15 protein-coding genes and 1 other annotated feature are annotated in these 16720 nt (G+C 36.4%); all 15 genes read right to left on the reverse strand.

The genetic code is table 11. The features are described from left to right. Nucleotides 1-99: 99 nt before the first annotated feature. Complete coding sequence (gene tuf, locus CD129_RS02875) at nt 100-1290, reverse strand: elongation factor Tu (protein WP_078357784.1); 1191 nt, start codon at nt 1288-1290, stop codon at nt 100-102. A 134-nt stretch (nt 1291-1424) separates the two neighbouring features. After that, on the reverse strand, nt 1425-3506 hold the full coding sequence (gene fusA / locus CD129_RS02880) for an elongation factor G (protein ID WP_078357783.1): 2082 nt from the start codon (nt 3504-3506) through the stop codon (nt 1425-1427). A gap of 142 nt (nt 3507-3648) precedes the next feature. Then, nucleotides 3649-4119 carry a 30S ribosomal protein S7 gene (rpsG, locus tag CD129_RS02885; protein WP_115337859.1) on the reverse strand — a complete coding sequence of 157 codons (471 nt, stop codon included), beginning with the start codon at nt 4117-4119 and terminating at the stop codon, nt 3649-3651. A gap of 85 nt (nt 4120-4204) precedes the next feature. Then, entirely contained in the window at nt 4205-4627 is a 423-nt protein-coding gene (gene rpsL, locus CD129_RS02890) for a 30S ribosomal protein S12 (RefSeq protein WP_078357781.1), read from the reverse strand. A 91-nt stretch (nt 4628-4718) separates the two neighbouring features. After that, nucleotides 4719-4973: a ribosomal L7Ae/L30e/S12e/Gadd45 family protein gene (locus tag CD129_RS02895; protein ID WP_078357780.1), complete on the reverse strand. Its 255-nt coding sequence runs from the start codon at nt 4971-4973 to the stop codon at nt 4719-4721. 135 nt (nt 4974-5108) lie between these two features. Next, entirely contained in the window at nt 5109-8726 is a 3618-nt protein-coding gene (gene rpoC / locus CD129_RS02900; protein ID WP_115337860.1) for a DNA-directed RNA polymerase subunit beta', read from the reverse strand. A gap of 100 nt (nt 8727-8826) precedes the next feature. Further along, nucleotides 8827-12381 (reverse strand): DNA-directed RNA polymerase subunit beta, encoded by a 3555-nt coding sequence (gene rpoB, locus CD129_RS02905; protein WP_115337861.1) that lies wholly within the window; start codon nt 12379-12381, stop codon nt 8827-8829. Between the two features lie 206 nt (nt 12382-12587). Continuing rightward, a complete protein-coding gene (locus CD129_RS02910) occupies nt 12588-13196 on the reverse strand; it encodes a class I SAM-dependent methyltransferase (RefSeq protein WP_115337862.1) in 609 nt (202 codons plus the stop codon). An 82-nt stretch (nt 13197-13278) separates the two neighbouring features. Continuing rightward, a complete protein-coding gene (gene rplL, locus CD129_RS02915; RefSeq protein ID WP_237687749.1) occupies nt 13279-13641 on the reverse strand; it encodes a 50S ribosomal protein L7/L12 in 363 nt (120 codons plus the stop codon). A gap of 40 nt (nt 13642-13681) precedes the next feature. Then, complete coding sequence (gene rplJ / locus CD129_RS02920; protein ID WP_078357775.1) at nt 13682-14188, reverse strand: 50S ribosomal protein L10; 507 nt, start codon at nt 14186-14188, stop codon at nt 13682-13684. A 43-nt stretch (nt 14189-14231) separates the two neighbouring features. Further along, nucleotides 14232-14372, reverse strand: a sequence feature (ribosomal protein L10 leader region). A 41-nt stretch (nt 14373-14413) separates the two neighbouring features. Then, a complete protein-coding gene (gene rplA, locus CD129_RS02925; RefSeq protein ID WP_078357774.1) occupies nt 14414-15106 on the reverse strand; it encodes a 50S ribosomal protein L1 in 693 nt (230 codons plus the stop codon). A gap of 115 nt (nt 15107-15221) precedes the next feature. Continuing rightward, nucleotides 15222-15644, reverse strand: coding sequence for a 50S ribosomal protein L11 (gene rplK / locus CD129_RS02930; protein ID WP_025904858.1), 423 nt, complete (start codon nt 15642-15644; stop codon nt 15222-15224). Between the two features lie 147 nt (nt 15645-15791). Next, a complete protein-coding gene (gene nusG, locus CD129_RS02935; RefSeq protein ID WP_078357773.1) occupies nt 15792-16340 on the reverse strand; it encodes a transcription termination/antitermination protein NusG in 549 nt (182 codons plus the stop codon). Nucleotides 16341-16354: 14 nt separating this feature from the next. Beyond that, nucleotides 16355-16534 (reverse strand): preprotein translocase subunit SecE, encoded by a 180-nt coding sequence (gene secE, locus CD129_RS02940; protein WP_025904856.1) that lies wholly within the window; start codon nt 16532-16534, stop codon nt 16355-16357. A 14-nt stretch (nt 16535-16548) separates the two neighbouring features. Further along, on the reverse strand, nt 16549-16689 hold the full coding sequence (rpmG, locus tag CD129_RS02945; protein ID WP_078357772.1) for a 50S ribosomal protein L33: 141 nt from the start codon (nt 16687-16689) through the stop codon (nt 16549-16551). Nucleotides 16690-16720: the final 31 nt, after the last annotated feature.

The following is a 16720-nucleotide window of genomic DNA, read 5'->3' on the forward strand; positions in this document are numbered from 1 at the left end:
CGAAAGTTAATACTAACGGATTGGGAGGTTTATTTTGAGAAAGAGCATGATAGCTCTTTCTATTTTATTAGTTTAATCAATCGTGTTCAATATCGAAAATTAAGCTTCGATGATTGTAACAACGCCTGATCCAACTGTACGTCCACCTTCACGAATTGAGAAACGAGTACCGTCTTCAATAGCGATTGGTGAAATTAATTCAACGTCCATTTCAACGTTGTCGCCAGGCATAACCATTTCAATGCCTTCTGGTAAGTTTACTACACCAGTTACGTCAGTTGTACGGAAATAGAATTGTGGGCGGTAGTTAGTGAAGAATGGAGTATGACGTCCACCTTCTTCTTTTGATAATACATAAACTTCCGCTTTGAATTTAGTGTGAGGAGTGATTGAACCTGGTTTAGCTAATACTTGACCACGGTTAACGTCTTCACGAGCAACACCACGTAATAAAGCACCGATGTTATCTCCAGCTTCAGCGAAGTCTAATAATTTACGGAACATTTCAACACCAGTTACAGTTGTTTTAGAAGATTCTTCAGTTAAACCGATGATTTCAATCTCTTCACCAACTTTGATTTGACCACGTTCAACACGGCCTGTAGCAACAGTACCACGACCAGTGATTGAGAATACGTCCTCAACTGGCATCATGAATGGTTTGTCAGAATCACGTTCTGGAGTTGGAATGAAAGTATCTACAGCTTCCATTAATTCCATGATTTTGTCTTCATAAGCTTCGTCGCCTTCTAAAGCTTTTAATGCTGAACCAGCGATTACAGGAACATCGTCGCCAGGGAAGTCATATTCAGATAATAAGTCACGAACTTCCATTTCAACTAATTCTAATAATTCTTCATCGTCAACCATGTCAACTTTGTTTAAGAATACTACTAATGCAGGAACACCTACGTTACGTGATAAAAGAATGTGTTCACGAGTTTGAGGCATTGGGCCGTCAGCAGCAGATACTACTAAGATACCGCCGTCCATTTGAGCAGCACCAGTGATCATGTTTTTAACATAGTCAGCGTGTCCTGGGCAGTCAACGTGAGCATAGTGACGTTTTTCAGTTTCATATTCGATGTGTGAAGTATTAATTGTAATACCACGTTCTTTTTCTTCTGGAGCGTTATCGATTTGGTCGTAAGAACGAGCTTCTCCGTCACCAGAACGTTTTGATAATACAGTTGCGATTGCAGCTGTTAAAGTAGTTTTACCATGGTCAACGTGACCGATAGTACCAATATTGGCATGTGTTTTTGAGCGATCAAATTTTTCTTTAGCCATTATGAAATCTCTCCTATTCATATTAAAATTATTTTTTATTTAAGCCTCATGATGGTTACTCACCATCATGAGGATACATATATTTACTTTATAAATCATTTTGATGAAAAAATCAATTTATTAAAGCGAATTTATTATTCACCTTTGTTTTTCTTGATAATTTCTTCTGAAATTGATTTAGGAACTTCTTCGTAGTGATCAAATACCATAGTATAAGTACCACGACCTTGAGTGTTAGAACGTAAGTTTGTAGCGTAACCGAACATTTCTGAAAGTGGAACAAATGCACGAACAACTTGAGCGTTACCGCGTGCTTCCATACCTTCAACACGTCCACGACGACTTGTTACGTCACCCATAATGTCACCCATGTACTCTTCAGGCATAACGATTTCAACTTTCATCATTGGCTCTAAGATTACTGGATCACATTTTTTAGCTGCTTCTCTAAGTGCTAATGATGCTGCTACTTTGAAGGCCATTTCTGATGAATCGACATCATGGTATGAACCGTCATAAAGTTTAGCTTTAACATCAACTAATGGATAACCAGCTAATACACCGTTTTCCATAGCATCTTTAAGACCAGCTTCAACTGATGGAATGTATTCACGAGGAACTACACCACCGACAACAGCGTTTTCGAATTCGAAACCGCCACCTTGTTCGTTAGGTGTGAATTCGATATGAACATCACCATATTGTCCACGTCCACCTGATTGACGAGAGAATTTACCTTGTACTTGAGCAGGTGTTTTGAACGTTTCACGGTAAGATACCATTGGCGCACCAACAGTACACTCAACTTTGAATTCACGTTTCATACGGTCTACTAAGATATCAAGATGTAATTCACCCATACCACCGATGATAACTTGTCCAGTTTCATGGTCAGTGTGTGCATGGAATGTTGGGTCTTCTTCTTGTAATTTAACTAACGCGTTAGTCATTTTATCTTGGTCAGCTTTAGATTTAGGTTCAACTGACAAGTGGATAACTGGTTCTGGGAATTCCATTGATTCTAAGATAATGTTATCTTTTTCATCACATAAAGTATCACCAGTTGCAGTATCTTTAAGACCTACAGCACCAGCAATGTCACCAGAATATACAGTAGAAATCTCTTCACGAGAGTTAGCGTGCATTTGTAGGATACGACCTACACGTTCACGTTTACCTTTAGTAGAGTTTCTTACGTATGAACCTGATTCCATTGTACCTGAATAAACACGGAAGAATGTTAATTTACCTACGAATGGGTCAGTCATTACTTTGAACGCTAATGCAGCAAAAGGTGCTGAGTCATCAGGTTTAGCAATTACTTCTTCTTCGTCATCGTCAGCTCTATGTCCAACAATTGGTTTAACATCTAATGGAGATGGTAGGTAATCAATAACTGAGTTCAACATTAATTGAACACCTTTGTTTTTGAATGCAGTACCACAAAGTACTGGGTAGAATTCAACGTCACAAGTAGCTTTACGGATAGCCGCTTTAAGCTCTTCGATTGAAATTTCTTCTCCACCTAAATATTTTTCCATTAATTCGTCATTTGATTCAGCTACAGCTTCAATTAAAGCTTCACGAGCTTCTTCAGCTTGTTGCTTATGAGATTCAGGAATTTCAACTTCTTCAATTTCAGTACCTAAATCGTTATTGTATTGGAAACATTTCATTTCTACTAAATCAATAATAGCGCTGAAATCATCTTCCGCACCGATTGGTAATTGAATTGGGTGAGCATTTGCTTGCAAACGATCATGTAATGTACCAACTGAATATTCAAAGTTCGCACCCATTTTATCCATTTTATTAATGAATACAATACGTGGTACTCCGTAAGTTGTAGCTTGACGCCAAACTGTTTCAGTTTGAGGTTCAACACCTGATTGTGCATCAAGTACAGTTACTGCACCATCAAGTACACGTAATGAACGTTCAACTTCAACAGTGAAGTCTACGTGTCCTGGTGTATCGATGATGTTTACACGGTGACCATCCCATTGTGCAGTAGTCGCAGCAGAAGTGATTGTAATACCACGCTCTTGCTCTTGTTCCATCCAGTCCATTTGTGAAGCACCTTCATGTGTTTCACCAATTTTATGGATACGGCCTGTGTAATAAAGAATACGTTCAGTAGTCGTTGTTTTACCAGCATCGATGTGTGCCATGATACCGATATTACGAGTGTTTTTCAAAGAAAAATCTCTTGCCATAGTATTCTTACTCCTTCCAAAATATTGGATATTTGGTTGTTGTTCGTATAGATACTTTGATACCCTAAGTGTTTAAAAAACTAGAGATGACCTTAAAAAAGGAATCTTTATGATTTTAACGCTTAGGGTCCTAAGTTCTATCTTACCAACGGTAATGAGCAAATGCTTTGTTAGCTTCTGCCATTTTGTGAGTATCTTCACGTTTCTTAACTGCGCCACCAGTATTGTTGGCAGCATCTAAGATTTCATTAGCTAAACGCTCTTCCATAGTTTTTTCACCACGAAGACGAGCATAGTTAACTAACCAACGTAAACCTAAAGTTGTACGACGCTCTGGACGTACTTCAACAGGTACTTGATAGTTTGAACCACCTACACGGCGAGCTTTAACTTCAAGTACAGGCATGATGTTGCTGATAGCTTCATCGAATACTTCGATTGCATCTTTACCTGAACGTTCTTGAACAAGATCAAATGCTGAATAAAGAATTCTTTGAGCAGTACCACGTTTACCATCAAGCATGATTTTGTTGATTAATTTTGTTACTAATTTTGAGTTGTGAATTGGATCTGGTAATACATCTCTTTTTGCAACTGGACCTTTACGAGGCATAATCGTAATCCTCCTTCCTTATTATAAAGTTTATTTGATTTATCGTCATTTAAAAAACTGTTATTTACAGAAATTTAACGTTAGATTATTTTTTTGCAGCTTTTGGTTTTTTAGCACCATAAAGTGAACGGCTTTGCATACGACCGTCAACACCAGAAGTATCTAAAGCACCACGTACGATATGATAACGCACACCAGGTAAGTCTTTTACACGTCCACCACGAATAAGTACAACACTGTGTTCTTGTAAGTTATGGCCGATACCAGGGATATACGCGTTAACTTCGATGTTGTTTGATAAACGAACACGAGCATATTTACGTAAAGCTGAGTTAGGTTTTTTAGGTGTCATAGTTCCCACACGCGTACAAACACCACGTTTTTGTGGAGAGTATACAGTAGTCATTTTTTTCTTCATGCTATTGTAACCTCTGTTTAACGCTGGTGAGTTTGATTTTTGTGATTTACTAGTACGAGGTTTACGTACTAATTGGTTAATTGTAGGCATCTTTAATGTCCTCCTCTCTTCATTTCTTAATTCCACACATCCAGGTGGTTCATTTTAAGGCAAATAAAAATAGTAAGCACAGCTTACAAATTTATTTAAGCAATGCAACAACTGTCGCATTAACTTCTATTCCATAATGCGATCCAAGTTCTTGTCTACTAGGACTATAACTTAACGGAACGCCTGTCTCAAATGCTAAAGTTAACACCCTAGACAAAATATGAATATTGACATCTTGAGCAATAATTACTTTACGTACCTCATGCTTCAATAATGCTTTAGTGGTTTGTTTTAAACCAATGACATAACTGTCTTGATTTAAGCTTAAGGCTTTTTCATTAGACATTTGATATCCTCCAAAGCGTCTGCTTTCATCAACCTTAACAATAATAACATCGTACAGTTTTAAAGTCAATATATTTCATGCCGTTTTTATAATAAAATATAAGCTGTTCTAGACACCTAGAACAGCCTATATATATTAGTCAGTAACGACTGGTTCTTCAGGTAAAACTTTCTTTTCAACTTTTTCAAAGTCAACACCAGTATATCTTCTCATACCTGTACCAGCAGGAATTAATTTACCGATGATAACATTTTCTTTAAGTCCAAGTAAGTTATCACGCTTACCTTTAATAGCAGCATCTGTAAGAACTCTTGTTGTTTCTTGGAATGAAGCTGCAGATAAGAAACTTTCTGTTTCTAGAGATGCTTTAGTAATACCAAGTAATACAGGTTTTGCAGTTGCTGGACGCTTACGCGTAGCAAATACTTCTCTGTTAGCATCAGTAAATGTATGAATATCAACTAATGCACCTGGTAATAATTTAGTATCCCCTGCTTCAATAATTCTAACTTTACGAAGCATTTGTCTAACCATAACTTCAACGTGTTTATCTGAAATTTCAACACCTTGCATACGGTAAACTTTTTGAACTTCTTTAAGTAGATATTTTTGAGTAGCATTTAAGCCTGCAACTGCTAATAATCCTTTAGGCTCAATTGAACCTTCAGTCATTACTTCACCACGTTCAACGTATTGTCCTTCTTCAACTTTAAGTCGAGAAGTACCAGGAGCGTTATAAGTACGGATTTCATTTTCGCCTTTAACTTTAATTTCTTGTTGACGATCTTTAACGATTGTTATTTCAGTTACTTCACCGTTAATTTCAGAAATTACCGCTTGACCTTTAGGATTACGCGCTTCAAATAACTCTTGAATACGAGGTAAACCTTGAGTAATATCGGCTCCTGCAACACCGCCGGTATGGAATGTACGCATTGTAAGCTGAGTACCTGGTTCACCGATTGATTGTGCAGCAATTGTACCAACTGCTTCACCAACTTCAACTTGTTCACCAGTTGCTAAGTTCTTACCATAACATTTTTCACATACACCATGACGTGTGTTACAAGTAAATGCTGAACGGATATGCATTTCAGTAATACCAGCATCAACGATTATTTTAGCAATTTCTGCTGTAATAAGTTCGTTCACTTTAATAATTACTTCGTCCGTTTCAGGATGACGTAACGTTTCTTTAGAGTAACGACCTTCTATACGTTCAATAAATGGTTCAATTAGTTCTGAACCTTCTCTTATATCAGAAACTAGTAATCCTCGGTCAGTACCACAATCTTCTTCTCTAACGATAACATCTTGTGCTACGTCAACTAGACGACGTGTTAAGTAACCTGAATCGGCAGTTTTCAGCGCTGTATCGGCAAGACCTTTACGAGCACCGTGAGTAGAGATGAAGTATTCAAGTACTGTTAAACCTTCACGGAATGAAGATTTAATAGGTAACTCGATAATTTTACCAGATGGATTGGCCATCAAACCACGCATACCAGCTAACTGAGTGAAGTTAGATGCGTTACCACGCGCTCCTGAGTCACTCATCATAAAGATTGGGTTTAAGCTATCTAATGACATCATTAATTTAGCTTGAATATCATCTTTCGCTCTAGTCCAAATCTCGATAACAGCTGCATAACGTTCGCTTTCAGTAATTAAACCACGGCTGAATTGTTTTTGTACTTTATCTACTTTAATTTCTGCTTCTCCGATAATTTCTTGTTTCTCAGGAAGAACCACAATATCAGAAACACCAACTGTAATACCAGCACGAGATGAGTATTTAAATCCTAAATCCTTCATCTTATCTAGCATCATTGAAGTATCTGTAATATGGAATTTATTGAAGATTTCAGCAATGATTTGACCTAAGAATTTTTTGTTGAATGGTTTAACAAGTTCAACATCTTCTAGGTATTCAATCAAACCACCTTCTGGAATATCAGTAGGTGAAACAAAGTATTTATCTGGTGTTGATTTTTCTAAATTGAAATTAGTCGGTTCATTTATATAAGGGAATGATTCCGGCATAATTTCATTAAAGATAACTTTACCAACAGATGTAATTAATAATTTGCTATTTTGTTCTTCAGTAAATGTTGGGTTCTTTAATGATCTTGCATGAACAGCTATACGAGAATGTAAATGTACATAGCCATTTACATAAGCTTTAATAACTTCATCTGTTTCACTAAAGATATCTCCAGCTCCTATTGCACCTTTACGCTCTAGAGTTAAGTAATAGTTACCTAATACCATATCTTGAGAAGGTGTAACAACTGGTTTACCATCTTTAGGGTTTAAGATGTTTTGTGCCGCAAGCATTAACATACGAGCTTCTGCTTGTGCTTCTTTTGATAATGGAACATGGACAGCCATTTGGTCACCATCAAAGTCAGCGTTATAAGCTGTTGTAACAAGTGGATGAAGTCTAATCGCACGACCTTCTACCAATGTAGGTTCAAATGCTTGAATACCTAAACGGTGAAGTGTTGGCGCACGGTTTAGTAATACTGGATGTTCTTTAATAACATCTTCAAGTACGTCCCAAACTTCTTCTTCCATTCTTTCGATTTTACCTTTTGCATTTTTGATGTTAGTAGCGATTTCACGTTCAACAAGTTCTTTCATAATGAAAGGTTTGAACAATTCAAGCGCCATTTCTTTTGGTAAACCACATTGGTACATTTTAAGGCTTGGTCCTACTACGATAACTGAACGACCTGAATAGTCAACACGTTTACCTAGTAAGTTTTGACGGAAACGACCTTGTTTACCTTTTAACATATGTGATAGTGATTTCAACGGACGGTTACCCGGACCTGTAACAGGACGACCACGACGACCATTGTCGATTAACGCATCTACAGCTTCTTGTAACATACGCTTTTCATTTTGTACGATAATACCAGGTGCACCTAAGTCTAATAAACGTTTCAAACGATTATTACGGTTGATGACACGACGGTATAAATCATTTAAATCACTTGTAGCAAAACGGCCACCATCTAATTGAACCATTGGACGAATTTCAGGTGGGATAATTGGTAACACATCTAAAATCATCCATGATGGATCATTGCCAGAGTGACGGAATGATTCAACAACTTCTAAACGTTTGATTGCTCTAGTTAATCTTTGTCCAGTTGCTGATTCTAATTCTTCACGTAACACTTTCAGTTCTTTTTCTAAATCAATATCATTTAGTAAATCACGAATGGCTTCTGCACCCATTTTTGCTGTAAATTTACCAGGATATTTATCGTAGTATTCACGGAATTCACCTTCAGTTAATAATTGTTTCTTATCTAATCCAGTTGGACCTGGATCAATTACTGTATAAGAAGCAAAATATATAACTTCTTCAAGTGAACGTGGTGACATATCAAGTAATAGTCCCATACGACTTGGGATACCTTTGAAGTACCAAATATGAGAAACTGGTGCTGCTAATTCAATGTGCCCCATTCTTTCACGACGCACTTTTGATTTAGTAACTTCTACACCACATCTGTCACAAACCATGCCTTTATAACGTACTCTTTTATATTTACCACAACTACATTCCCAGTCCTTAGTTGGACCAAAAATTTTCTCACAGAATAAACCATCTCTTTCAGGTTTTAACGTACGGTAGTTAATTGTTTCTGGTTTCTTCACTTCACCAAATGACCAAGAACGAATCTTTTCAGGTGAAGCAAGTCCTATTTTCATGTAATGGAAATTATTTACATCAATCAAGGAGCCTACCTCCTTCAATTTAAATTAGTTGTGCCGGTTGATTGATAATGTATAACAAATGAAAAGCGCAAAGGTAATACCAAATGCGCTTTATTAACTTTTAATCAGTTACTTGTTGTCCTTCTATTGCTGCATCTTGTGAAACACCTAAATCAACTTTTTTGTCCATCATTTCTTCATCTTCTAAATCACGCATTTCGATTTCATTATCATGTTCGTCCATAACTTTAACGTCTAGACCTAAACTTTGTAATTCTTTCATTAATACGCGGAACGATTCAGGAACACCCGGTTTAGGGATGTTTTCACCTTTAACAATGGATTCATAAGTTTTAACACGACCTACAGTATCATCAGATTTATAAGTTAAAATCTCTTGTAAAGTATATGCAGCACCATATGCTTCAAGTGCCCATACCTCCATCTCACCAAAACGTTGTCCACCAAACTGAGCTTTACCGCCAAGTGGTTGTTGTGTAACTAGTGAGTATGGTCCAGTAGAACGTGCGTGTAATTTGTCATCTACCATGTGTGCAAGTTTAAGCATGTACATAACACCTACAGATACACGGTTATCAAACGGTTCACCAGTACGACCATCGTAAAGTACAGTTTTACCATCACGAGCCATACCTGCTTCTTCAATAGTTGACCAAACATCATCATCGTTTGCACCATCAAATACTGGTGAAGCAACATGAATACCTAAATTCTTAGCTGCCATTCCAAGATGAAGTTCTAACACTTGTCCGATATTCATACGAGAAGGTACACCTAATGGGTTTAACATGATATCAATTGGTGTTCCGTCTGGTAAATAAGGCATATCTTCTTCAGGTAAGATACGCGAAATAACACCTTTGTTACCATGTCGACCACACATTTTATCTCCGACATGTATTTTACGTTTTTGAACGATGTATACACGTACTAATTGGTTAACACCAGGAGATAATGAATCATCGCCTTCTTCTCTATTGAACACTTTAACATCTAATACAATACCACCTGCACCATGAGGTACACGTAATGAAGTATCACGAACTTCACGAGCTTTTTCACCAAAGATTGCATGTAATAATCTTTCTTCAGCAGTTAGTTCTTTTACACCTTTAGGCGTTACTTTACCAACCAGAATATCTCCGTCTTTAACTTCTGCACCAACATAGATAATACCTCGATCGTCTAAGTTTTTAAGTGCATTGTCAGAAACGTTTGGAATATCACGTGTAATTTCTTCAGGTCCTAATTTAGTATCACGAGCCTCTGATTCATATTCTTCAACGTGAATTGAAGTGTAAACGTCATCTTTAACTAAACGTTCACTCATGATTACAGCATCCTCGTAGTTATAACCATCCCAAGTCATGAAACCAACAACTACGTTACGACCAAGTGCCATTTCACCTAGTTCCATTGAAGGACCATCAGCTAAAATTTCACCTTTAGTAACGATATCGCCACTAGCAATAATTGGACGTTGGTTATAACAAGTACCAGAGTTACTACGTTTGAATTTAGATAATGGATAACGGTCTAATTCCGTTTCAATTTCTTTACCATTTTCTTCAACAATACGTCTAACAAGAATTTCTTTAGCTTCAACGTGTTCAACTCTACCTTTATATTTCGCAACAACAGCTGCACCGGAGTCACGAGCAGTTACGTGTTCCATACCAGTACCAACAAATGGTGCTTCTGGATTCATTAAAGGTACTGCTTGACGTTGCATGTTTGCACCCATAAGCGCACGGTTAGAGTCATCGTTTTCTAAGAAAGGAATACATGCTGTCGCAGCAGAAACAACTTGTTTAGGTGAAACGTCCATGTAATCCATACGTTCTTTCGGTTTCGTAGTATTATCCCCACGGAAACGACAAAGTACTTCATCATCAACGAATTTACCAGTTTCATCTAATACTGAGTTTGCTTGCGCAACAACATAACTATCTTCTTCGTCAGCTGTTAAATAGTCAATTCTGTCAGTAACTTGGTTTGTTTCTATATTAACCTTACGATAAGGTGTTTCAATAAATCCAAATTCATTTACTCTCGCATAACTTGATAAAGAGTTAATTAAACCAATGTTTGGTCCCTCAGGTGTCTCGATAGGACACATACGACCATAGTGAGAGTAGTGAACGTCACGTACTTCCATACCAGCACGTTCACGAGTTAAACCGCCGGGTCCAAGAGCTGATAGACGACGTTTATGCGTCAACTCAGCTAATGGGTTTGCTTGGTCCATGAATTGTGATAATTGAGAGCTACCAAAGAATTCTTTAATAGATGCAATTACTGGACGAATATTTATTAATTGTTGAGGTGTGATTGAATCAGTATCTTGAATTGACATACGTTCACGTACTACACGTTCCATACGTGATAAACCAATTCTGAATTGGTTTTGTAATAATTCGCCTACTGAACGTAAACGACGGTTACCTAAGTGGTCAATATCATCTGTATAACCTACACCATGTAACAAGTTAAAGAAATATGATAATGAAGAAATTATATCTGCTGGTGTAATACACTTAACAGCTTCATCAGGGAATGCATTACCGATTACTGTTGTTGTACGTTTTTCTTCATCACCAGGGATATATATTTTAACAGCTTGTACTTCAACTGGTTCATCTAATACACCGCTATTTAACTCATATACATGAATATTAGCGTTAGATTCTAAAACGTCGATAATTTTATCTAAGTTACGACGATCTAGTACAGTACCTTCTTCAGCTGCAATTTCACCTGTTTCAACATCAACAATAGGCTCAGCTAAAGTTTGATTGAATAAACGATGTTTAAGGTGTAATTTTTTGTTCATTTTATAACGACCAACGCTTGCTAAGTCATAACGTTTTGGGTCGAAGAAACGTGAATATAATAAACTTTTAGCGTTTTCTACTGTTGGTGGTTCTCCTGGACGTAAACGCTCATAGATTTCAAGCAATGCTTGATCCGTTGTTTCAGTATTATCTTTGTTCAAAGCATTTCTAAGGTATTCATTGTCACCAAGTAAATCAATGATTTCTTGATCTGATGAGAACCCTAATGCACGGACTAATACTGTGATTGGTAATTTACGAGTTCTGTCTATTCTTACGTAAGGAACATCTTTTGCATCTGTTTCATACTCTAACCATGCACCACGGTTAGGAATTACAGTAGTTCCAAAACTCACTTTACCGTTTTTATCAACTTTTTCATTGAAATAAACGGAAGGTGAACGTACAAGTTGAGATACAATAACACGTTCTGCACCATTAATTACAAAAGTACCTGTGTCAGTCATTAATGGGAAATCACCCATAAATACTTCTTGGTCTTTTACTTCGCCTGTTTCTTTATTGATTAAACGGACTTTAACACGCAATGGCGCAGCATATGTCGCATCACGGTTTTTAGACTCCTCTAAATCATATTTCGGTTCACCTAAACGGTAATCTACGAATTCTAAAGATAGGTTACCTGTAAAGTCATCAATTGGAGAAATGTCTCGGAACATTTCAAGTAAACCTTCTTTAAGAAACCATTCATATGATTTCGTTTGAATCTCGATTAAGTTAGGTAGTTCTAAAATCTCGGAAATTCTCGCATAACTTCTACGAACACGATGTCTTCCATACTGGATAAGTTGACCTGTCAACAGATTCACCCCTCAAATATTGTGAATATAACTTTGCGTCTTACAAAATAAATATAATAAGACAAAAAGAAAACGGAAAGTCAATGATTCCATTTTCTATTTCGTACGACTTATTCCTAACATTCAATTAAGGGCGACGCAAAAGTACACACTTATTGAATATAATTTTTAACATTCTATTACTATATCAGAACAAAACAGCAAAATCAAGCTTTTACACTTTTTAAAATGTAATAACCCTTGCTTTTTTCTATTGTTTCTGCATTACCATAAAGATCTTGCATTTTCTTCTTTGCAGAAGGCATGCCTTGTTTCTTTTGAATTACGACCCAAAGCTCTCCACCACTAGATAATACGTCATTACTTTGTTCAAGTATTTGATGCACAATTTCTTTTCCAGCTCTTATTGGAGGATTTGTTAATACACAATCGAATTTTAAATCTAAGACAGCATCTAAACAATTACTAACTTGTATATTTGCATTACTTATTTCATTAGATTTCTGGTTATCTTTCGCTAAATCCAATGCACGTTCATTAACATCCACTAACGTTATTTCGCTGTATGGAAGTACTTTTGCACACATTAAACCTATCGGGCCATAACCACAACCTACATCCAATATTTTCTTTTTAGGACCAGGGGGATTTGCATTTAAAAAAGTAGAAATCAACAAATCAGATCCAAAATCTATTTTCCCTTTCGAAAATACACCATGATCCGTTTGAAGTGAGAGTTTGTTGTCGCGATAGAAATAATCGAAATTTTCTCGTTCCGACTTCACATTTGGATCATTATCAAAATAATGACTCATTACGCCACCTCTTTATCGCATTTAATGAGTAAAGAAAAACCCGTTATCATGATAATAACGGGTTTTTGATTTAATACAGAAATTATTTTACTTCTACAGATGCGCCAACTTCTTCTAATTTTTCTTTTAAAGCTTCAGCGTCTTCTTTAGATAAACCTTCTTTAACAACTTTAGGAGCGTTGTCTACGATTTCTTTAGCTTCTTTTAATCCTAAACCAGTTACTTCTTTAACTGCTTTAACAACTTTAATTTTTGAATCTCCAGCTGAAGTTAATTCAACGTCAAATTCAGTTTGTTCAGCTGCTGCGTCTCCACCAGCTGCGCCAGCTGCTGCTACAGGAGCTGCTGCTGTTACACCAAATTCTTCTTCAATAGCTTTTACTAAGTCATTTAATTCTAATACTGACATTTCTTTAATTGCTTCGATAATTTTTTCATTAGACATGATATATATCCTCCATTAATTAATTTTATTTGTTGCTGAATTATTCAGCACTTTCTTCTTTTTGTTCTCCAACAGCTTTAACTGCATAAGCAAAGTTACGAACTGGAGCTTGTAATACAGATAGTAACATTGATACAAGACCATCTTTTGATGGTAATGAACCGATTGTGTTAACTTCTTCTGCAGTAACAACTTGTCCTTCAATAACACCTGCTTTGATTTCTAAAGCTTCGTTTTGTTTAGCGAAGTCAGCAAGAATTTTCGCTGGTTCAACTACTTCTTCATTTGAAAAAGCAATTGCGTTAGGACCAGTTAATGATTCTTCTAAACCTTCGATTCCAGCAGCTTCAGCAGCACGACGAACTAAAGTATTTTTGTAAACTTTATATTCGATTCCAGCTTCACGTAATTGTTTACGTAATTCAGTAACTTGTGCAACTGTTAAACCACGGTAATCCACAACAATTGTTGAAACAGAATTTTTAAATTGTTCAGTAATTAAATCAACTTTTTGTTGTTTCACTTCAACGATTTTTGAGTTAGACATCTTTACACCTCCATATTATTTATCACGTGCTTTTATGATGAGGTATCTCAACAAAAAAGCACTTTTTACCCACGGCAAAAAGTGCTTGAAATTTATACGTTCAAGTCAATTTAGGCCTCGGTAGGATTAACTTTTAAGTCCAAAAATGAACTCCTACTGTCTTAGGTTAAATATTACACATCCAAAACTATAACGCGTTTTGGACGTGAAGTCAATATATTTATATTATAATTTAAAGCTAGAAGTATCAACTTTGATACCAGGGCCCATTGTTGTTGTAACAGCAACAGACTTGAAGTAAGTACCTTTAGATGATGCTGGTTTAGCTTTTGTTAATGTATCTTGAATTGTTTTGAAGTTATCAACTAATTGTTGTTCATCAAATGATACTTTACCAATAGAAGCATGAACAATACCAGATTTTTCAGCACGGTATTCTACTTTACCTGCTTTAATTTCTGCTACTGCTTTTTTGATATCCATAGTAACTGTACCAGTTTTAGGGTTTGGCATTAAACCTTTAGGTCCTAATACACGACCAAGTTTACCAACTTCACCCATCATATCAGGTGTAGCAACGATTACATCAAAGTCGAACCAACCTTGGTTGATTTTATTAATGTACTCTTCACCTACATAATCTGCTCCAGCTTCTTCTGCTTCTTTGATTTTATCGCCTTTAGCGAATACTAATACACGTTGAGTTTTACCAGTACCGTGTGGTAATACTACAGCACCACGGATTTGTTGGTCATTTTTACGAGTATCAATACCTAAACGAAATGCAACTTCAACAGATGCATCAAAGTTAACAGTACTTGTTTCTTTTGCTAATTTGATTGCTTCTTCTACAGCGTAAGCTGAAGTACGATCAACTTTAGCAATTGCTTCTTGATACTTTTTACCTTTTTTAGCCATATTGTTTTTCCTCCTTTAGTGGTTTTAGCGGAATGTTACCTCCCACGTGCATTGCCATCAAGACAATGCAATAGCAGACAGCGAAATAGCCGCCTGCTTAAACTTCAATACTTAATTATTCTACGACAATACCCATGCTACGTGCAGTACCTTCAACGATACGCATAGCTGCTTCTTCAGATGCCGCGTTTAAGTCAGGCATTTTAGTGTTAGCAATTTCACGTACTTGATCTTGAGTTACTGTTGCAACTTTAGTTTTGTTAGGTTCACCTGAACCTTTTTCTACTTTAGCTGCTTTTTTAAGTAATACTGCTGCAGGTGGTGTCTTAGTGATGAAAGTAAATGAACGATCTTCAAATACTGTAATTTCAACTGGAATGATTAAACCTGCTTGCTCTTGTGTACGAGCGTTGAATTCTTTACAGAATCCCATAATATTCACACCGGCTTGACCTAATGCAGGACCAACTGGTGGTGCTGGGTTTGCTTTACCTGCAGGAATTTGCAATTTAACTACTTTAACTACTTTTTTAGCCACGATGTGCACCTCCTTGATATCGTGATGTGGTCATGGGGTAATGATATTTTACCCTCCCACTCTTCATTTCATAATGAAATGGTTGCGCATAGTCCGAGCGCGACCTTTAAATAATAACATTGAAAACCAGGAATTTCAAGTGTTTTTTTACAACTTTTCAATTTGGTCGAATTCTACTTCAACCGGCGTTTCTCTACCGAACATGTCAACAAGTACAGTTAGTTTATACTTTTCAACATCTATTTCTTTTATTTCGCCAACTTGGTTATTGAATGGACCGCTTGTTACACGAACTTGTTCTCCTAGTTCAACTTCAACATCGACTGTTTTTTCTGACATACCCATTTGTTTTAAAATGAATTTCGCTTCATCATGTAACAATGGATTAGGTTTAGAACCTGCACCAGCAGATCCAACAAATCCTGTAACACCTGGTGTGTTTCTAACAATATACCATGATTCATCCGTCATAATTAGTTCTACTAATACATAACCTGGAAATGTCTTCTTAATTTGTGTTTTGGCTTTACCATCTTTAATAGAAGTTTCTTCCTCTTCTGGAATTACAACTCTAAAGATTTGTTCTTGCATGTTCATTGTATCAACACGTTTTTCAAGGTTAGTTTTTACTTTGTTTTCATAACCTGAATAAGTGTGGACTGCGTACCATCGTTTAGCGCCTGTATCTTCTGACATTTTGCCACTCCTTACTATCTAATCAAATTAATTAATTCTGTAATTCCTAAATCTAGTGCATAGAAAAAGATTAAGAAAAAGATTACTGTGCACACTACTATTGTTGTATATTTAACAAGTTCTTTGCCTGTTGGCCAACTTGTTTTCTGCATTTCTGATTTTACGCCTTGAAAGAAATTTTCTTTTTTAGCCATTGATTTTCCTCCTTTTAGATGGATTCTTTATGCAATGTATGCGTATTACAAGTTTTACAAAACTTTTTTAGCTCTAAACGGTTATCTGTATCTTTTTTTGGGACTGTATAATTCCTAGCTCCGCATTTTTCGCAATTTAAAGGGACTTTTCTCATCTTATCACCTAATTCATTCTAATCCTAGATT

The sequence above is a fragment of the Mammaliicoccus fleurettii genome (assembly GCF_003970575.1).
Lineage (GTDB): Bacteria > Bacillota > Bacilli > Staphylococcales > Staphylococcaceae > Mammaliicoccus > Mammaliicoccus fleurettii.